The organism is Anaerosinus sp., from assembly GCF_965318445.1.
Map to the genome: position 1 here is coordinate 50,576 of NZ_CBDNNH010000016.1, position 19,582 is coordinate 70,157.

The following is a 19,582-nucleotide window of genomic DNA, read 5'->3' on the forward strand; positions in this document are numbered from 1 at the left end:
ATTCTAGCACGATTTTTCTTTTTCAGCTATTTTTCATCTTTGCGGTTTATAGTGGTAGCAGTAGATTTAGAAAATAGGTGATTTTGTGGAAAGAAAAAATTTAGATGTGATAATTATATTGATCGTGGCTGGATTTATTATGTTATTTAAATTAGGGGCAGTACCACTTTTAGATCCTGATGAACCAGTGTATATACAAACGGCACTAGAGATGCTAAATCATAATGATTTTATTTCACCAAGAATATATGGGGATTTTTGGTATGATAAGCCGCCAATGTATTATTGGTTGATTGCATTGGCTGTAAAATTTTTTGGAGCAACTGAACTTTCGGCGCGTTTACCGTCAGCAGTATTGGCAATTGCTGGAGCTATGCTCGTTTACTACTATGGTAATCGTTTATTTGATCGTAGGTCAGCGCTATATGGAGCTTTGATTTTAGTAACGAGTTTTGAATATTTTTATCTAGGGAAAGCTGCGGTTACTGATATTACCTTAAGTTGCTTTTTTAGCGGAGTAATATTTGCTTATCTTAGCAGACAATATAGATTAATGTATGCATTTATGGGGTTATCGGTCTTAACCAAAGGTCCAGTAGGCATTGTTTTGCCACTTGCAATTATTTTGTTGCATTTAATTGCAACAAAGAATTGGTTGGAAATCTTTAATTTGAAAATTTTTCAAGGTGGTATAATATTTTTGTTAATTACTGTTCCGTGGTATGGAATGATGTATAATTTACATGGAATGGATTTTATTGAAACTTTTCTAGGCTTTCATAATGTTACGCGATTTTTATCACCAGAGCATGAATCAGGACAGATTTGGTATTATTATCTTCCTGTTCTTTGTATAGGATTTTTCCCTTGGGTCAGTTACTTACTGCCAGCTCTTTATGAAGGGTGGAGGGAGAAAAACAAAGAAAATGGGAAAAATATTTTAGCTTTGATGATATGGCTTAGTATTGTTTTTGTATTTTTCAGTGTTTCACAGACAAAATTAATTTCTTATATTCTACCGATGTATCCACCAATGGCATTATTAACAGGATGGTATATGAATCGCTGTATTAAAGAATTTCGAATAAAAACATTAAATTTTGCCGGAGCAGGAATGCTGTTGATTAGTCTCTTAATTTTTATTGTATTGGAAATAACGGCCGAATATAAATTAGGAATGCAAATTAACGGAATAAAATATCTGGGCGTTCTTTTTGTGGGAATGGTTAGTTGGGTGTTTTTGAGTAATTTTGTAAAGAATAGACGATATTATTTATTGGGAATTGTTGTTGGAATGATGGGGTTTGTTGTTATTTTAATGAATTGCATTTTTCCAGCTATTGCTGACTTTGTATCAGTAAAACCGACTGCTGAGGTTTTTAATGAAGTATATGTCAATCAATCTACACCTGTATATGTTGAAAAGTTTTACCGACCAGGTTTTTGTTATTATACGGGAGTTGCCGGACAGGAATTAAAAACAGATTTACAGGCGGCAGTGAAAGGGGAAAAAGAAGCGTACTTTTTAGTTCGAGAAAAGAATTTTGATCAATTATCAATAAAGGAAAAAGAAAGTTTAATGATTATTAATAAACAAAAAGATGTATTATTACTCTATAAAGTCCAAAGCGGGTGAGTTTATGCGAATTTTATTAGCTGAAGATGATATGAAATTAGGTAAATTAATTCAATATATGTTACAGCAAAAAGGACATTTTGTTGATTGGGTAACATCGGGAGACATGGCATATGAATATGCCATGTTTGATCCTTATGAGATCATTATACTAGACTGGATGATGCCGGTTGAAAGTGGGATAGATGCTTGTAAAAGATTGCGAGAAAATGGTTGTGAAAGTTCAATTCTAATGTTAACGGCGCGTGATTCGATTGAAGATCGAGTGGTGGGACTTGATGGAGGAGCGGATGATTATTTAGTAAAACCGTTTGAATTTGAAGAATTATTTGCAAGAATTCGTGCACTAGCAAGACGGACTAATTTAAAAATACAGAAGGAAACAATTGCTTTTGGAGAGTTTACTCTAGATAGAACACAAAAACTAGTAAAAAGATGGGATAGCGTGATCCAATTATCACCGCGTGAATTTCAGATTCTCGATTTGCTTGTTCAAAATAAAGGAATCGTAATATCGCGTGATCGAATTATTGAACGAGTATGGGGAATGGAAAGTGAAGTTAATTCTAATATTATTGAGTCTTATATAAAATTGTTAAGAAGAAAAATGGGGCTTGATGAAACTGGAACTATGATTAAAACAATTCGTGGGATTGGATATAAATTGGAGGAATAGCTACGTGTTTAATGAAATTCACCGCAAATTAAGTCTATATTATACTGCGATTATGGCGATGTTTTTTATCGTATTAGTTTTTTGTGTACATGAGAGTATGATATGGTCAATTACGAATGAACAAGAGCATGAAGTCTTGTTGTACGCACAGGAAGAAGCGGTTGAACATGCAATATTTTTTCAACATAATGAGTTTTTTATGGATGAAGATGAAGACAACAACAATCGCCGTTTATTTTTTTATGCCTATGACAATAGTGGGCAGTTATTTAATGCGCTGAATCCGGCCGAGGAGATAAAAGGACAGGTATTGGATAAAATTAATCATTGGCAAGATGGTACTGGAAAAATTACGACATTAAAGTTTGATGATGAATATAAAATTATGATGTCAGCGCTTCCAATTGTGGTAAATGGTGAAAAAGTAGGAATGATTTATGTTGGACGTGATGTAACTACGTATTATAAAGGAATGCGTAAGGCCACAACAATTATAATCATTGTATCAATGATTGCTCTCATCATAGCGGCAATCGCTGGTCATGTCATGGCTAAAAAAGCAATGGTTCCGATAAAGCTGGCATACGATAAACAACGACAATTTACTGCGGATGCCTCGCATGAGCTTAGGACTCCATTAAGTGTAATTATGTCTTCAGTTGAGGTGATCGAACAAGAGCAGACATTAAGCAAATCGCCCTTTATTGAACAAATTATCATGGATATGAAAGATGAAATTCGCAAAATGTCAAAGCTGGTTACGGATTTGTTAGCCCTGGCCAGGTCAGAGGGGCAAGGGTATAAATTAAACAAGACCGAGTTTTCTTTAGGAGAAGTAATTGAGGAAACGATACGAAAACTCCGTTCTTTGGCAGGTGAGAAGTCCATAGAAATTCGTTTTTATAATGAATTTGACATCAAAGTTTTTGCTGATTTAGAGCGAATAAAACAACTTATTTTAATCTTGATTGATAATGCAATCAAATATACATCAGATGGAGGCGAAATAATGATTAAAGCTAGCTTGAATCGTTATGAAAATAATGTTTTCATTCAAGTTATCGATACTGGAATTGGAATATCTGAATCTGATCAAAATCATATTTTTGATCGATTCTATCGTGTGGATAAAGCTCGTTCGCGAGCAATAGGTGGAAGTGGCTTGGGCTTATCTATTGCAAAATGGATTGTAACTATGCATAAGGGAGAAATAAAATTGATGAGTAAATTGGGAGAAGGAACTACATTTACTGTAGTCTTACCGAAAAGATGAAATACCGTAATGAATGTTTAATTTTTATTTCTTGTTTAATTTTTTATGGGATGTTTACTTGGAGCTTTCCAATTACAGATCCAGTCGAATCTAATTATGCGCTCACGGCTAAAGAAATGTTGTTAAGTCATGATTTTTTGTCTATGCGAATTTACGGTGAATATTGGTATGATAAGCCGATATTTACGTATTGGATGCTGATTTCTAGCTATAAAATATTTGGGATAAATGAATTTGCCGCACGCTTTCCTATGATATCTGCTAGCTCTTTAAGTGTTGCTTTTATGTATTGGTTTGTATGGCACAATGAAAAAAGCAAAACGATGGCTTTTTTGAGCGCATTCATATTAGCGACATCATTACAATTTTGGGTACTATCTAGAATAATTGTTACAGATGCATTTTTATTTTTCTTTCATAATGCTGCACTAGGTCTATTTTATTTAGCGTGGAAAAAAGAAAGAGTAATTTATGGGATAATCGCTTATATTGCTTTAGGATTGGCAGTGCTGACGAAAGGTCCGATAGGGTTCTTATTACCAATGCTAACGTTACTTGCATATATTTTTATCACGAAGTCTTGGGGGATGTTTAAGTATTTATATGTATGGCAAGGTATTTTAGCCTTTGTTTTCGTAGGAATGCCATGGTATGTTTATATGTTTATCCATCATGGCTGGGATTTTATTGATAGCTTTATTGGTCTTCATAATATTGCAAGGGCTACAATATCAGAACATCCAGAAATGAATGTTTTTTATTACTATCTTTTAGTGTTACCGGTTGCTCTACTCCCTTGGACTGGTATATTTATCAGAACAATTTATGAGATAATCAAAAAAAGAAATCTAACCGATCGAAATTGGTTTTATCTTATTTGGTTGGTTCTACCTGTAGCTTTTTACACCTGTATGGCGACAAAATATTTAACTTATAGCTTTCCGGTTTTATTTCCAGCGGCTATTCTAAGTGCATATACATTAAATGAATTTTTGAAGAGGGACGATAAAAAGATTTGGCTATGGGTAATGATTCCAATGTTATTTTTGCTTCTTGGCATAGGTGTGGGGAATGCAAAAGCGATAAAGACAAATGAAGAATTTATTTATTTTGGCTGTGCTATATTTGCTTTATGGGGCGGGTCTTCAATTTTATTTGCCAGAGAACAAAGGAAAATTTTATGTAATATTGCTGTAAGTTTTATTTTAGGCTATCTTTTATTGGCTGGGATCATTTTACCCAATTACGCACAAATGAGGACTGCAAGACATTTGGCGGCGTTTATTCCACCAAATGCAATTGTAGAAAATATCGGAGATTATCAAACATCAGCTTTATTTTATTGGAATGGTGAAATAAAGTCGGTTATCTTACCAGATGAACATGTAGATACTGGAATTTGGTCAAGAAAATATTTATACCCTAGAGAGAAACTTGAAGATTTTATCGAAAGAACAAAAGAAGAAAAAGAAGTTTATTTAATTGTACACGAATATAGCTTGAGTAAATTTTCACAAATGCAGGTTGCAAAAGATTATTATCCTTTGGTTTCCAGCGAAAAAGGCACACTGTATAAGAAACGTTTATATTAGGGTGATGGATAATCATTATGCTTACCTTTGCTCAATTTATACGATGAGTTTCAAGGATAGAATTTAATAAAGATACTCCATAAAGAATTAGCCAAGGAGACAGGGAATACAGATAGAAATGTTGAAATGAGTAAGTGGATATTTTTTAAGGTGAGGTGTTCATGATGAAGATTGTCGTGTTAGACGGATATGTACTCAATCCAGGGGATTTAAGTTGGAGTGGAATTGAAGCGTTAGGGGAATTAAAAGTTTATGATAGAACTACACCAGAAGAAACTTTAACGCGTATTGGTGATGCGGAGGCCATCTTCACTAATAAGACAGTTTTAACGAATGAAATACTAAAAGCGTGTCCAAAGTTAAAATTTGTCGGTGTTTTAGCTACAGGTTATAATGTGCTTGATGTAAATTATGCACGTAAACTAGGAATTACTGTTTGCAATGTGCCAGCCTATAGTACGATGTCGGTTGCGCAATTTACATTAGGGCTATTATTGGAGATTTGTCATAACATTGGCAGTCATAGCATTGGAGTTATGTCAGGCGAATGGACGAGAAGTAAGGATTTTTCTTATTGGAATACACCGCTTATCGAGCTAGACGGAAAAACATTTGGGATTATTGGTTTTGGCAAAATTGGCAAAGCTGTAGCAAAGATTGTTCAAACATTAGGAATGAAAGTGGTTGTTTATAGTCATTATCGAGATAAGAATTTAGAAAGTGATACGTTTAAATTTGTTTCATTGGATGAGCTCTTTACTGTTTCGGATGTGATTTCACTTCATTGTCCACTATCTGAAAAGACACAAGGGATTATCAATAAAGAAAATATTACAAAAATGAAAGATGGCGTGATTATTTTAAATACAGGACGTGGGGCTTTAGTTGTTGAACAGGACTTAGCTGATTCACTAAATACAGGTAAAGTTTATGGAGCGGCAGTAGATGTAATTGCTGTTGAACCAATGCAAAAAGATAATCCGTTGTTAAAGGCAAAAAACTGCATTATTACGCCGCATATTGCATGGGCACCTTTGGAAGCCCGCAGGAGATTAATGAACATAGCAACGGATAATTTAACAGGTTTTATTTCAAATGCGCCGATAAATGTAGTCAATTAGACAATATATCTGGAAAAGTTTTAAAGAATAACATCAAACGACTATTTACAATAATGATGAAAATGTTGTAATATAAATATGGTTATGGGGTTATGCCCTTTTAACGTGTATTTGGGTTAACAACGATTGCCGATTATTTGGCAGGAGTTTATTTATTTTGAGAGGAGAGCTAATATGATTTACTCGCATGAAGTAGAAGCAATGACTTGTGTAGCACGTGCTACAAATCATGGTGCAGCACCAATTCCGCAAGAAGGAAAATGGACAAAATCCAAAGAAATTAAAGATATCAATGGCTTAACACATGGTATCGGTTGGTGTGCGCCTCAACAAGGAGCTTGTAAATTAACACTTAACGTTAAAGATGGTATTATTCAAGAAGCTTTAGTAGAAACAATTGGTTGTTCCGGTATGACACATTCTGCCGCAATGGCTTCTGAAATTCTTCCTGGTAAAACTTTGTTAGAAGCATTAAATACTGACCTTGTATGTGATGCAATTAACACAGCTATGCGTGAGTTATTCTTACAAATTGTTTACGGTAGAACACAAACTGCATTCTCGGAAGGCGGACTTCCAGTAGGTGCAGGTCTTGAAGATTTAGGTAAAGGTTTGCGCAGCCAAGTTGGTTCTACATATGGTACATTGGCAAAAGGCCCTCGTTATTTAGAATTAGCAGAAGGCTATATCTTAAAAATTGCTTTAGATGAAAATGATCAGATTATTGGTTATAAATTTGTTCATCTTGGGAAAATGATGGAAATGATTAAAAAAGGCATCGCTCCAGCTGAAGCTATGGAAAAAGCTACTGGCCAATATGGTAGATTTGATGATGCTGTAAAATATATCGATCCACGTCAAGAATAGTCAAAAATAGTTTAGAGAGGGGAATTTTTGGTATGGCAAAGTTTGAAGGTTATGAACGTCGTATTGATACAATCACAAAAGCTATGCAAGGTTTTGGGATTGCATCTCTTGAAGAAGCAGAAAAAATCTGTCTTGATAAAGGAATTAATGTTGCAGAAATCGTAAAAGGTATTCAACCAATCTGCTTTGAAAATGCATGTTGGGCATATACTTTAGGTGCTGCAATTGCAATTAAAAAAGGTTGCACAAAAGCTGCTGAAGCTGCAAAAGCTATCGGTGAAGGTTTACAAGCTTTCTGTATTCCTGGTTCCGTTGCTGATAATAGAAAAGTTGGTTTAGGTCATGGAAACTTAGCTTCCATGCTTTTAACTGAAGATACAAAATGTTTTGCTTTCTTAGCAGGTCATGAATCTTTTGCGGCTGCTGAAGGTGCAATTGGTCTAGCTAGAAGTGCAAATAAAGTAAGAAAAGATCCATTACGCGTTATCTTAAATGGTCTTGGTAAAGATGCTGCATTAGTAATTTCTCGTATCAATGGTTTTACTTATGTACAAACTGATTATGATTATTATACTGGTGAATTAAAAATTGTTAACGAAACTGCTTATTCTAATGGTGAAAGAGCAAAAGTTCGTTGCTATGGTGCAAACGATGTACAAGAAGGTGTTGCAATTATGCGTAGTGAAGGTGTAGATATTTCCATCACTGGTAACTCTACAAATCCTACTCGTTTCCAACATCCAGTAGCAGGTACATACAAAAAAGAATGTGTTGAAAATGGTAGAAAATACTTCTCCGTTGCTTCTGGTGGCGGTACTGGTAGAACGCTTCATCCAGATAACATGGCAGCAGGTCCTGCTTCCTATGGTATGACTGATACTTTAGGTAGAATGCATTCCGATGCACAATTTGCAGGCTCTTCTTCCGTACCAGCTCACGTAGAAATGATGGGGTTAATTGGTATGGGGAATAATCCAATGGTTGGCGCAAGTGTTGCTGTAGCAGTTGCAATTGAAGAAGCAAGTAAATAATATTAGTAGAGATAAGCGGTATTCACCCATGTGGTGGATACCGTTATTTTTTTATGTTATAATAGCTCATATTATAGTATTGTGAAGTGTATAGTGGAGGTTATGATGGAAAATTGTAAAAGAGCGGCAGAGAATGGAGACCAAGAAGCTCAATGTCAATTAGCTTATGCATATTACATGGGAAATGGAGTAAAAAAAGATTTAAAAGAATCATTAAATTGGTATGAGAAAGCTGCTATGCAAAATAGTCCTTTAGCATTATGTAAACTTGGTTATATGTATACTAAGGGTGAAGGTTGTAGAAAAGATTATGCAAAAGCGGCCGAGTATTATTTGAAAGCAGCCGAGTTAGGAGAACGAGTTGCGCAAAATAATTTAGCTGTTGCATATGAGTCTGCTAAAGGTGTGAAAAAAGATAACGACGAAGCAATTCGTTGGTATAAAGAATCAGCATCAAATGGTTATGTTTTAGCTGAATATAATTTAGCTGCATTATATGAAGATATGAAAAATTATACGGCGGCAGCGGATTGGTATATTAAAGCCGCAAATAATGGAAATGCAGCGGCACAAGATTCTTTAGGACGATTGTATGAATTCGGTGATGGTGTTGAACAAAATGATGAAGTTGCTATGCACTGGTATAGAATGGCTGCTAAACAAAATTATTTTGGTGCAAATGAAAATTATAAACGCGTTAGTTTTAAATTTACATCCAATGCATCTTCTGATTTTTTTGATAAAATTTTAAACTTTTTCCGTAAAAAAAAATAAAATAGTAAAAAAAGTAAATGGATTTGTGTAAAACTCCTATAATTTGCGAAAATAATTTTATTATCTTTTGGATAATTTTCGTGAATTTTGTAGGAGTTTTTATTCTTTTTGTTTAATTATAAGTACAAGAAAGAAATATATGAAATTAGGCTAATGAAGCAAAAATAGGATAAAAGTACCAGGGGGATTCTCATAAAGTGATTTAATTTATAGAATTTTTATAGGTGATTTTGGTGGAGGAAGATAAATGAAAAAAGTACTTATCGTGGATGATGCTGCATTTGTTCGATTAGCATTGCGAACAATATTGGAAAAGAATGGATATGAAATTGCAGCTGAGGCGAATGATGGAAATATTGCTTTGCGAAGATATCAAGAAGTCAGACCAGATTTTGTTACATTAGATATTACAATGCCGAATATGGATGGAATTACTACTTTAAAAGAGTTGAGGAAGATAGATAAAGATGTTGTTGTGATTATGGTTTCTTCTATGGGACAAGAGGCCATGATTAAAGAGGCTGTTTTACAAGGGGCTAGATATTTTATTGTAAAACCATTTAAAGAAGATTTTGTTATTCAGACAATTGAAAAAATTGTAGGCAGATAATCATTCGTGCTGCAATTTTTTATGATGTAGAAAAAATTTGTGTTTTATTTAGTTTTAGGATAAATATAATAACCATTGGATAGGTTGAAGGAGATGATAAAGTGGGAAATGTACATGAACCGATGATGGAGATGTTCATTTTTGAGACAAATCAGCTTTTAGAACAACTGGAACAATTGACTATTCAAAGTGAGAAAAATGGTGCATTTAACAATGATGAAGTCAATGAAGTCTTTCGCATTATGCATACTATTAAAGGATCATCGGCGATGATGTTAGTAAATGAGGTATCGAATTTATCTCATGCGATTGAAGATATTTTTTATTACATACGCGAGAAAAATCCACCTAATATAGATTGTTCTGGTTTAGCAGATATTATTTTATTAGCTGCTGATTTTATAAAGGGAGAGATTTCAAAAATTGAAGATGGGCATGATGCAGATGGAATTGCAGGCAATTTAGTAGAAGAAACTAAATCTTTTTTAACAAATTTAAAGTCAATAAACGGAGATATATCTGAAAATTCAGAAAAGAAAAAATCTTCCCCAAAACAGCAATATTATATAGGGGCAGATAAAAATATAAAAAGTAATCAGGGATTAAATGTATTTGCTGCTACTATATTTTTTGAATTAGATTGCGAAATGGAAAATATTAGAGGATATGCGGTGTTAAATGCATTACAGGATGTTGTAAGTGAAATTTATTATAAACCAGAAAATATTTTAGAAGATGATGATACGGTTTTGGTAATTCGTACAAATGGTTTTCAGATCTGTTTAACGACTGATAAGTCATATGAGGAAATTGAACAGATATTGAATCAGACTATATTTTTAAGAAAATTAGAATTAAAAAAGCTGGATAGTGTTCAGGAATGTGAATATTGGCTAAAAGAACAAAAAGTTGTAAAAGAAATTGTTATTGAGGACTTGCCAATAAAACCGATTCTTACAGAGAAATCTTTAAAACCTGAAAGCCACGAAGGTATCATTACACAAAGTATGATCAGTGTAAATGTTCAGAAATTGGATCATTTAATGGATTTAGTGGGAGAACTTGTAATTGCTGAAGCAATGGTGACACAAAATCCTGACTTAAAAGATCTTGAGTTGGAGAATTTTTATAAGGCGTCGAGGCAATTGAGAAAGATTAGTGCTGAGCTGCAAGATAGTGTGATGTCAATTCGTATGGTTCCTTTAAATGCTACCTTTCAGAAGATGAATCGTATTGTACGGGATATGTCGAAAAAGCTGGATAAAAAGGTAGAATTAGTTTTAGTCGGGGAAGATACGGAAGTTGATAAAAACGTTATAGAGCATATTTCCGATCCGTTGATGCACCTTATTCGGAACTCAATTGATCATGGCATTGAAATGCCAGAAGAGAGGAGTGCTGTAGGAAAGCCAATAAAAGGGAGAGTAACTCTTGAAGCGCAAAATGCCGGGAATGAAGTTATTATTAACATTATTGATGATGGTAGAGGTCTTAATCGTGAGAAAATTCTTGAGCGGGCAAGAAACAATGGCTTAATAACAAAAACGGAATCAGAGCTTACCGACAAAGAAATTTATTCTTTCATCTTTGCACCTGGTTTTTCTACGAAAGAGAAAGTGACAGAGTTTTCCGGTCGTGGTGTTGGGATGGATGTGGTTGTCCAGAATATTAAAGCGGTTGGTGGGAATATTTTACTGGATAGTATTCAAGGAAAAGGAAGTACTATTACATTAAAGATTCCATTAACTTTAGCAATTGTAGATGGAATGACTGTTGAAGTAGGAAAATCATCTTATACGATACCAATCATGTCAATTCGAGAATCGTTTAGACCAGCTAAAAAACAAATTTTAGTCGATACAAATGGTAATGAGCTTATTATGGTGAGGGGACAATGTTATCCAATTATACGATTACATAAATTTTATGATATTGAGACAAACGTTATTGATTTAACAAAAGGAATTATCGTTATGGTTGAATCTGAACATATGACAATGGCAATATTTGCTGATAATCTTGTAGGAGTTCAGCAAATTGTTGTTAAGCCGGTTCCTAACTATATAAAGAAAATATCTAATATGGCAGGAATTACTGGCTGTACATTACTAGGAGATGGCAGTATCAGTTTAATTTTAGATGTGATTGGTTTAAGTAATAAAATTTAAGAAAAAAGGAGGAGGGATAAGATGGCGGAAAATATAGTTGAACAAATGATTGAAGAGGAAGATACACAAAAAGGAAAATTCCTTACATTTATTATTGGTAATGAATTTTATGGGATTGAAATTGCCGTTGTAACAGAAATTATTGGGATTCAACCAATTACCGAAATCCCAGAAGCTCCAGAATATGTACGCGGTATTGTTAATTTACGTGGTAAGATCATTCCTGTTATGGATATTCGATTAAGATTCAAAAAAGAATTTCGAGAATATAATGATCGAACGTGTATTATTGTTGTTGATGTTAGAGATATATCAATTGGTTTTATTGTGGATGGTGTATCAGAGGTTCTTTCAATTCCAGAAGAAAATATTGTTGAACCACCAGCCATTAAATCTTCACAAAATAAATATATCAAGGGTATTGGTAAAGTTGGTGAAGAGGTTAAATTATTATTAGATTGTGATAAATTAATTGGAGATGATGATAAAGCTAGATTTACAGCATTGGAAGCTTAATTTACTTTTAGACATATATCAAAATTGAAATAAGTATATAATTTTAGAGGAGGCATAAAGATGGGATTTTTGAAGAATATGAAAATTGGAAGTAAAATTATGTGTGCATTGATTGGTGTCACAATTATTATGGCTTGCGTATGTATTTCTGGGATATATCAAATGGATAAGTTAGACGATGAATATAGTGAAATTTATAATAATTATGGTTTAGCAACAGGTGACATCGCAAATATGGCGACGATTTTCAACCAGAGCCGCAGTGTTTTTCGTGATGTTTTTTTATACGATGATGCAAAATCAATTAATGAAAGAATTCATACCTTACAAGAAGTTGATAAAAATTTAGAGAACGCTTATCAAATAGTTCTTTCAAAGGCACAATCGGAAGAAGCAAAAAAAGAACTAGGTGAATTTAAAAACAATTTAGAAAAATATAACTATTTCAGGGATCAGGCTCTTCAAATGGCTTTGCAGAATAAAGATAAAGAAGCTTGGAGTTTTATGGTTAACAGTGGAGCAGTAGAGGCTTCAAATAAAATTAATACAGGTCTTGCATCGCTATATAATTTGGCCAAAGAAAATGGGATGAAGCAAAGTATAGCTGCTAGTGAACGCGCACATCAAACGATGTATATGATGTGGATTGTTATGCTAGTTGTCACAATTGTAGCGATAGTTGCAGGGGTATTATTAGCTCGTACAATAGCTAAACGATTAAATATATTGGTAGATGCATCTGAAAAAATTGCGAATGGGGATTTATCTACGCAACTAAAAATAAAAAATCTAGATGAGATTGGTTCTTTGGCAAAAGCTTTTGAAAAAATGAGGAATCATATGAATATTGCATTAGCTAATATTGATGTAGCTTCGGAACAGGTTGCTGCGGGAGCAAAGAATGTATCGGATGCCAGTATATCTTTATCACAAGGAGCGACAGAACAAGCAAGCTCGGTGGAAGAATTATCGTCATCCTTGGAAGAAATTTCATCCCAAACAAAATTAAATGCAGAACATGCTGATGAAGCGAATAAACTTACGATAAATGCGCAAAAAAATGCAAAAATAGGTAATGAACATATGAAAGCTATGTTAACTTCTATGACGGAGATTAACGGCTCTTCAGCAAATATTTCAAAAATTATTAAAGTAATTGATGAAATTGCATTCCAGACAAATATTTTAGCATTAAATGCAGCGGTTGAAGCTGCACGGGCGGGGCAACATGGAAAGGGATTTGCTGTAGTTGCAGAAGAAGTAAGAAATCTAGCTGCGCGTTCGGCAAAAGCAGCAGAAGAAACTACGGAGATGATTGAAGGGTCTATTGTTAAAGTGAATGAGGGAACAAAAATCGCGAATAAAACAGCGGAAGCTCTTGATGTTATCGTAGAGGCAGTAACAGGTGTCGCTAGCCTTATCGACAATATAGCTCATGCCTCTAACGAACAAAGCATAGCACTTGAACAAATTAATCAGGGTGTACTTCAAGTTTCACAGGTTGTTCAGGCTAATTCGGCAACAGCAGAGGAATCGGCAGCGGCTAGTGAAGAACTTAGTGCACAAGCAAGCTTATTAAAAGACACCATTGGTGAATTTAAGTTTACAAAGAATAGTGTAAAGCAAAATTTTTATGAAGATAAAGTTGAGTTTGATGATAGGAAAAAATCATCATCTGAGATAAAATTAAATGGTAAAAAGAAAAGTGATATCAATCAAATTGCTTTAACTGATGATGAATTTGGAAAGTATTGATTACTAGGAATTATTTGCTCGCATTAGATGATATATCATCTAATGCGAGCAAATTTTAAATTGATAATCGTTGGTAGCGAACGGGTGATAAAATGGGGATATTATCAGAAGAAGATTTTCGGAAATTAACATTATATATAAAGAATAAATTTGGTATTCATTTAGGAAGAGAGAAAAAAACTCTTGTTGAGGGCCGTCTACATAAAGTGCTTTTGAGTTTAGGAATTGATAATGCAAATGATTATTATCAATATTTATTACAGGATAAAACGGGGCAAGCAGATAAAATTTTAGCAAATGCAATTACAACAAATCATACATTTTTTATGCGAGAATCTCAGCATTTTGAGTATTTTTCGGAAGAGGTTTTACCTTATTTTTCAGAAAAACTTTCAGACAATGATTTGCGGACTTGGTGTGCTGCATGCTCAACGGGAGAGGAAGCGTATACATTAGCTATGATCATTCAAGACTTTTTTTCTTTACAAAAACAGTCTTGGGATACAAAATTATTGGCTACGGATTTATCTACTTCTGCTTTGAATGATGCACGCCTTGGAATTTATAATGATGAATCTATCGATATGTTGCCTAAAAGGTGGCGCAAAACTTATTTTAAACAGATAAACGAAAATAATTTTCAAGTAAAAAATTCTTTAAAAAACGAAATTATTTTTAGGCAGTTTAATTTAAATAATCCTCAATTTTTATTTAAAAAAAAGTTTCATATAATTTTTTGCCGTAATGTAATGATTTACTTTGATCGTGTGACAAGAAAAGAACTTGTTAATAAATTTTATCAATGGTTGGAACCGGGAGGATATTTATTTATTGGGCATTCGGAAGTTATTGAACGTGGTGATTTTTCTTTTCAATATGTAATGCCAGCTGTGTATAGAAAGGGATTATGATATGAGAAAAATAAAACTTTTAATTGTAGATGATTCAATTGTTTTTCGTGAGGCATTATCAAAAGCATTATCAAAAGATTTAATGATAGAAGTAGTTGCAACTGCTGTTGATCCATTCGATGCTAGAGATAAAATCCTTCAATATCACCCTGATGTTATGACTTTAGATGTAGAAATGCCAAAGATGAACGGGATAGAATTTTTGCGAAAATTAATCCCTCAGTATCCGATCCCAACAATTGTAATTAGTTCTATAAATGATTGTGTTTTTGAGGCAATACAACTAGGTGCCGTTGATTTCATTAAAAAACCTGACGGAAAGGCGATCCTGACGAATAGAGATTTTTTTAATGATTTGATTACAAAAATAAAGATTGCTGTAAATGCAAAAATTCAGCAAGGAACATTACATAAAAAATCTTTCATTGATTCGTCTATGCCTTCTCATCAAGTACAAAATAAAATTATTGCAATTGGTGCATCTACAGGTGGAACCGTTGCATTGACAGATGTGATTACTGAGCTAAAAGGGAATATACCAGGGATTGTCATCGTACAGCATATCCCTCCGGTTTTTTCAGATATGTTTGCTAAAAGACTTGACTCAATTTGTGAGTTAGAAGTAAAAGAAGCGAAAAATGGAGATGAAGTTTTTCCAGGAAGAGTGCTAATAGCTCCAGGGAATATGCAAATGAGAGTAAAGAAGCGGGGTGCGGAAATTTGCGTAGAGTGTTTTGAAGGGGAAAAAGTCAATGGTCATTGTCCTTCAGTCGATGTTCTTTTTAATTCGGTTGCAGAGATTTATGGTAATAAGGCAATCGGTGTAATTATGACTGGAATGGGTTATGATGGAGCGAAAGGGCTACTCAATATGCGTAAAGCTGGTGCGAGAACGATTGGACAAGATGAGGGAAGTTCAGTTGTTTATGGTATGCCTCGCGTTGCCTATAACATTGGTGCAGTGGAAAAACAAGTGCCTTTAGATCAAATCGCAGAGCAAATTTGTTCTTTTATCTAGTATAGAGAGTAGTGTGATATTATGCTAAAAGAATGTATTGAAGAATCGTATATGCCAATCCATGACGTGTTAGATTGCATCGGTGATGGGATCATTATGACAGATATTCAGAGAAATGTTGTTTATATTAATGGGGCGGCTGCTAAAATTATTAATGTGACTACTGAAGGATCCTATGGGAAAAATTTTACTGAGGTTTGTCCAATTATCAATTTGGATACAGGGGAAATTTTAGATAGTCCGATAAAACGTGCAATTTCTGAAGAAAAGGTTGTGGGGCTTGAAAAAAACTCAGGAATAAAGCGTAATGATGGACAAAAAATTTATTTATCGGCAACGTGTTCGCCAATACGAAGAAATGATAATTCTATTGCTGGTGGTGTGGTAGTATTACGTGATATTACAAGATTGCATAATTTAGAAGAATATGTTGTAGATGAGCGTGAAAATTTAAAATTGATATTTAATTCATCGCCTGTAGGAATGTGCACGCTAAATGAAGCCGGAGCAATTACAAATATCAATCAATCTGCGTTATTAATTATGAATAAAGATCGTAGTTGCATTATGGGAAAACAATTTGGAGATGCATTTTGCTGTATAAATAGTTTAGAATACGGATGCGGAAAATCTTCCGCTTGCAAAGAATGTGCAATTCGTGCAGGTATTGTTAATGTGCTTACGAATGTAAATGCGGTAGAAAATATAGAAACATTGCTTAATTATATAAATGGAGAAATGAAAAAATCCGTTTGGTTAAGAATAAGTATAACTCGAACTAAACAAGGAGAAAATCAGAATATTGTCGTTAGTCTATTAGATACAACAGAAAGAAAAGAGCGAGAATTGGAAATTGCTCGTTCTAGAGATTTTCATATTAAAATTTTATCAAGTTTTCCTGGAATTGTTTGGTGGATTAAAGGTAAGGAATTTATCTATTTAAATGATCAATGCAAAAATTTTTTAGGGTTTGATAGTAAGGGACTTCATCATACAAAATGGATTGATTACATACATCCAAATGATTTAAGTGCTTCTTTTAAAAAATTGAATCAAAAAGATAATTATGAAGCTGAAATTCGGGTGAAAAATTGTCAAGGGATTTATAGATGGTTATGGTGCATAAATCAGAGAGTATATGGTGTAGACGGATTGCCAGCTGGATATGTGGGAATTGGTATCGATATTACGAGTAAAAAAGAGTTTGAAAAAGCAGTACAAGATAGTAGAACTAAATATCATACGTTGTTTATGAATATGCATAGTGGCTTTACTTATAATCGAATTGTAACGAATGAAAAAAATATACCGCTGGATTTTCAATTTATTGAAGTGAATAGCGATTTTTTTAAAATTATGGGGATTGGGAGAAAAAAAATTGTTGGGATGAATTTTTCGGACATTTTCCCAGAGTGTTCGATTAATTATAGTGATTGGATTGCTGAATGCGGGAAAGTTGCATTGGCTGGATGTGGCAGATTTGATAAAGAGTTTTATTGTAGAATGACGAAAAAATGGTTGTATTTATCCGTGTATAGTTTGGAAAAAGGGTTTTTTGCTGCATTATATAGAGATATAACAGAGCAGAAATCGGCTGAGAAGCAATTGAAAAAAGCAAAACTAGCAGCTGAAGAGGCAAATCAAGCTAAGAGTCAATTTTTAGCAAATATGAGCCATGAAATTCGTACACCCATTAATGGAATGGTAGGAATGATTGACTTAACTTTATTAGGAAACTTGAGTGAAGAGCAAAGAGAAAATTTAAAGATAGCAAAATCATGTTCTACCTCCTTGTTAAGAATTATCAATGATATTTTAGATTTTTCAAAAATGGAAGCTGGGAAACTTTTAATGGAAATGATTCGGTTTAATTTGTATGGAGTGATAGAAGATGTTATTAAAGCACATGCAGTTAAGGCTGAAGAAAAAGGCTTAGAATTGTCCTACTTGCTTTCCTCAAATTTGCCTAGATATATTGTTAGTGATCCTACACGCTTAAAACAGATTTTTGATAACCTTATCAGTAATGCGGTTAAATTTACCAGAAAGGGAAGTGTCACTTTAGCTGCAAAAAAAATAGTCGAAGATGGAATTGAAAAATTAAATTTTTCTGTTATAGATACGGGGATTGGAATTGCTGAAAATGATAAGAAAAAGCTTTTTCAATTATTCAGTCAAGTTGATGGGGCAATTACACGCAAGTTTGGCGGGACTGGATTAGGACTCATGATTACTAAACAATTGGTAGAAATGATGGAAGGTGAAATTTTTGTAGAGAGTACGTATGAAAGTGGCAGTAAATTTACCTTTGTTTTGCCTTGTCGGGAAGTTTCAGCTCTTGAAAATTTAGAAATAGAAAAGAATAAAAGTGTAGGTACGTCGAATGAAGGTAGAAAAGAAAAGATAAAAAGAAGAATTTTACTTGTTGAGGATGACCTCGTAAATCAGCTTGTTATAAGTAAGATTTTAAAAGAATTGAATTATGATGTAACCGTTGTTAGCAATGGAAGAGAAGCTATAGAAAACGTGCAGACTGATAAATATGATTGTATTTTAATGGATATACAAATGGCTGAAATGGGTGGCGTGGAAGCAACACAATATATTAGAGCTTATGAAAAGAGGGAAGAGACATATACACCAATTATTGCGCTTACTGCAAATGCTCTAAGTGGCGATAGGGAAAAATATTTGTCCTATGGAATGGATGAATATATAGCAAAGCCAATTCCAATGGATGAGTTGGATGCGAAAATAAAAGAAGTGATAAATACACATTTACAAAAGTATGTTGAGAACGCATCTACGAATATAGACGAAGTAAATATAGACGATTTAATGACATATTGTTTAAGTAAAATTAGTGATAAAACGAATGAGCAACAAATACATGTAAAAAATTTATTGGAATTAGTTAAGGATTTAGAGGTTGAAATTTGTAAAGAGAATATTAACAATATTGAAAGAAAAGCCGAAGTGTTGAGAGATATTTTTCAAGAAAATCATCAAGAAGAAGAAAATGGTATTTTATTTAAAATTCAATTAGCAGCTAGACGGGGAGATTTAGACGAAGCAATGGAACAGTTAAATTTATTGAAAGATATACTAAATATTTTTAATGAATAAAGGGGTGTAGAAAATGAAAATACTATTAGCAGAAGATGATTTGATTAGTCGTAAGGTGATTTCAAAAATGTTGGGACAATACGGCGAGTGTGATATTACAGTGGATGGAATGGAAGCGTTAGATGCTTTTTTATTAGCACTAAAAGAAAAAAATCCATATGATTTAATTTGTCTTGATATTATGATGCCAAAGGTAGATGGAGTAAGAGTTTTGAAAACAATTCGAGCCTTAGAGAAACAGCAAAATATTCCAAGTGAAAAAAAAGCAAAAGTTATTATGACAACAGCTTTATCTGATAAAGAATATGTGAATAAAGCTTTTGAAATTGGCTGCGAAGCATATGCTACAAAGCCTTTAGATGCAGAGAAATTAAAAGAAGTATTGCAAAAATTAGAGCTGATTCATGCATAAAATACTTGAAATTCCTCAAGATAATCGTTAAACTAACAATATGTGTATCTTCATTTATTTTTAAAAGACATGAGTTATAAATGAATAAAAAGATTA

General features: G+C 33.5%; 16 protein-coding genes. All 16 read left to right on the forward strand.

Annotated elements, in window-relative coordinates; translation table 11 throughout:
• Positions 1-85 precede the first annotated feature (85 nt).
• The gene (locus tag ACWZFG_RS07260) at positions 86-1,636 is read left to right on the forward strand and encodes an ArnT family glycosyltransferase (RefSeq protein WP_177504860.1); all 1,551 of its coding nucleotides are present in this window, start codon (positions 86-88) and stop codon (positions 1,634-1,636) included.
• Between the two features lie 4 nt (positions 1,637-1,640).
• Entirely contained in the window at positions 1,641-2,312 is a 672-nt protein-coding gene (locus ACWZFG_RS07265) for a response regulator transcription factor (protein WP_177504861.1), read from the forward strand.
• Between the two features lie 4 nt (positions 2,313-2,316).
• The gene (locus tag ACWZFG_RS07270) at positions 2,317-3,585 is read left to right on the forward strand and encodes an ATP-binding protein (RefSeq protein WP_177504862.1); all 1,269 of its coding nucleotides are present in this window, start codon (positions 2,317-2,319) and stop codon (positions 3,583-3,585) included.
• The gene (locus ACWZFG_RS07275; protein ID WP_177504863.1) at positions 3,582-5,177 is read left to right on the forward strand and encodes an ArnT family glycosyltransferase; all 1,596 of its coding nucleotides are present in this window, start codon (positions 3,582-3,584) and stop codon (positions 5,175-5,177) included. The genes ACWZFG_RS07270 and ACWZFG_RS07275 overlap by 4 nt, the downstream gene beginning before the upstream one ends.
• 164 nt (positions 5,178-5,341) lie before the next feature.
• Positions 5,342-6,298: a D-2-hydroxyacid dehydrogenase gene (locus ACWZFG_RS07280; protein ID WP_177504978.1), complete on the forward strand. Its 957-nt coding sequence runs from the start codon at positions 5,342-5,344 to the stop codon at positions 6,296-6,298.
• Positions 6,299-6,472: 174 nt separating this feature from the next.
• On the forward strand, positions 6,473-7,165 hold the full coding sequence (locus tag ACWZFG_RS07285) for an iron-sulfur cluster assembly scaffold protein (protein WP_147669762.1): 693 nt from the start codon (positions 6,473-6,475) through the stop codon (positions 7,163-7,165).
• Between the two features lie 32 nt (positions 7,166-7,197).
• Entirely contained in the window at positions 7,198-8,196 is a 999-nt protein-coding gene (locus ACWZFG_RS07290; RefSeq protein ID WP_147669763.1) for a GGGtGRT protein, read from the forward strand.
• Positions 8,197-8,301: 105 nt separating this feature from the next.
• On the forward strand, positions 8,302-8,970 hold the full coding sequence (locus ACWZFG_RS07295; protein WP_177504864.1) for a tetratricopeptide repeat protein: 669 nt from the start codon (positions 8,302-8,304) through the stop codon (positions 8,968-8,970).
• A gap of 247 nt (positions 8,971-9,217) precedes the next feature.
• Entirely contained in the window at positions 9,218-9,580 is a 363-nt protein-coding gene (locus tag ACWZFG_RS07300; RefSeq protein WP_177504865.1) for a response regulator, read from the forward strand.
• 101 nt (positions 9,581-9,681) lie between these two features.
• Positions 9,682-11,748 (forward strand): chemotaxis protein CheW, encoded by a 2,067-nt coding sequence (locus ACWZFG_RS07305; RefSeq protein WP_455577301.1) that lies wholly within the window; start codon positions 9,682-9,684, stop codon positions 11,746-11,748.
• A gap of 21 nt (positions 11,749-11,769) precedes the next feature.
• On the forward strand, positions 11,770-12,264 hold the full coding sequence (locus ACWZFG_RS07310; RefSeq protein WP_177504866.1) for a chemotaxis protein CheW: 495 nt from the start codon (positions 11,770-11,772) through the stop codon (positions 12,262-12,264).
• 60 nt (positions 12,265-12,324) lie between these two features.
• On the forward strand, positions 12,325-14,019 hold the full coding sequence (locus tag ACWZFG_RS07315; protein WP_418626944.1) for a methyl-accepting chemotaxis protein: 1,695 nt from the start codon (positions 12,325-12,327) through the stop codon (positions 14,017-14,019).
• A gap of 92 nt (positions 14,020-14,111) precedes the next feature.
• Positions 14,112-14,930, forward strand: coding sequence for a CheR family methyltransferase (locus tag ACWZFG_RS07320; RefSeq protein WP_147669767.1), 819 nt, complete (start codon positions 14,112-14,114; stop codon positions 14,928-14,930).
• Position 14,931: 1 nt separating this feature from the next.
• Positions 14,932-15,948, forward strand: a complete 1,017-nt coding sequence (locus ACWZFG_RS07325; RefSeq protein WP_147669768.1) for a protein-glutamate methylesterase/protein-glutamine glutaminase — start codon at positions 14,932-14,934, stop codon at positions 15,946-15,948.
• Positions 15,949-15,969: 21 nt separating this feature from the next.
• Positions 15,970-19,074 (forward strand): PAS domain S-box protein, encoded by a 3,105-nt coding sequence (locus tag ACWZFG_RS07330; RefSeq protein ID WP_177504867.1) that lies wholly within the window; start codon positions 15,970-15,972, stop codon positions 19,072-19,074.
• A 13-nt stretch (positions 19,075-19,087) separates the two neighbouring features.
• Complete coding sequence (locus ACWZFG_RS07335; RefSeq protein ID WP_177504868.1) at positions 19,088-19,486, forward strand: response regulator; 399 nt, start codon at positions 19,088-19,090, stop codon at positions 19,484-19,486.
• The last annotated feature ends 96 nt before the right edge of the window (positions 19,487-19,582 follow it).

Bases quoted from the DNA above. Each gene is read 5' to 3' on its own strand.
- ACWZFG_RS07265 (WP_177504861.1), top strand. From the start codon at position 1,641: ATGCGAATTTTATTAGCTGAAGATGATATGAAATTAGGTAAATTAATT.
- ACWZFG_RS07275 (WP_177504863.1), top strand. From the start codon at position 3,582: ATGAAATACCGTAATGAATGTTTAATTTTTATTTCTTGTTTAATTTTT.
- ACWZFG_RS07280 (WP_177504978.1), top strand. From the start codon at position 5,342: ATGAAGATTGTCGTGTTAGACGGATATGTACTCAATCCAGGGGATTTA.
- ACWZFG_RS07285 (WP_147669762.1), top strand. From the start codon at position 6,473: ATGATTTACTCGCATGAAGTAGAAGCAATGACTTGTGTAGCACGTGCT.
- ACWZFG_RS07290 (WP_147669763.1), top strand. From the start codon at position 7,198: ATGGCAAAGTTTGAAGGTTATGAACGTCGTATTGATACAATCACAAAA.
- ACWZFG_RS07295 (WP_177504864.1), top strand. From the start codon at position 8,302: ATGGAAAATTGTAAAAGAGCGGCAGAGAATGGAGACCAAGAAGCTCAA.
- ACWZFG_RS07300 (WP_177504865.1), top strand. From the start codon at position 9,218: ATGAAAAAAGTACTTATCGTGGATGATGCTGCATTTGTTCGATTAGCA.
- ACWZFG_RS07310 (WP_177504866.1), top strand. From the start codon at position 11,770: ATGGCGGAAAATATAGTTGAACAAATGATTGAAGAGGAAGATACACAA.
- ACWZFG_RS07315 (WP_418626944.1), top strand. From the start codon at position 12,325: ATGGGATTTTTGAAGAATATGAAAATTGGAAGTAAAATTATGTGTGCA.
- ACWZFG_RS07320 (WP_147669767.1), top strand. From the start codon at position 14,112: ATGGGGATATTATCAGAAGAAGATTTTCGGAAATTAACATTATATATA.
- ACWZFG_RS07325 (WP_147669768.1), top strand. From the start codon at position 14,932: ATGAGAAAAATAAAACTTTTAATTGTAGATGATTCAATTGTTTTTCGT.
- ACWZFG_RS07330 (WP_177504867.1), top strand. From the start codon at position 15,970: ATGCTAAAAGAATGTATTGAAGAATCGTATATGCCAATCCATGACGTG.
- ACWZFG_RS07335 (WP_177504868.1), top strand. From the start codon at position 19,088: ATGAAAATACTATTAGCAGAAGATGATTTGATTAGTCGTAAGGTGATT.